Below are 220 nucleotides of genomic sequence, written 5' to 3'. Positions count from 1 at the left end.
GTTGCCGCGCCCCATCATCAGGTCCACCCGGCCGTCGGCCAGGTGCTGGAGCATCGCGTAGTCCTCCGCGATCTTCACCGGGTCGTTGGTGGTGATCAGCGTGGTGGAGGTGGACAGGATCAGCTTGTCGGTGCGGGCGGCTATGTAGCCGAGCATCGTGGTCGGGGACGACGGCACGAACGGCGGGTTGTGGTGCTCGCCGGTGGCGAAGACGTCCAGC

1 protein-coding gene is annotated in these 220 nt (G+C 67.3%); it reads right to left on the bottom strand.

Annotation, left to right across the window (positions count from 1 at the left end; translation table 11 throughout):
• A partial coding sequence (locus IH25_RS0137155; RefSeq protein ID WP_030621644.1) for an LLM class flavin-dependent oxidoreductase occupies nt 1-220 on the bottom strand: 220 nt, incomplete at both ends.

The organism is Streptomyces achromogenes subsp. achromogenes (genome assembly GCF_000720835.1).
GTDB classification, from domain to species: domain Bacteria; phylum Actinomycetota; class Actinomycetes; order Streptomycetales; family Streptomycetaceae; genus Streptomyces; species Streptomyces achromogenes.
Note: the sequence above shows the minus strand (reverse complement) of the source record. Positions and strands in the feature narration are given on the sequence as shown.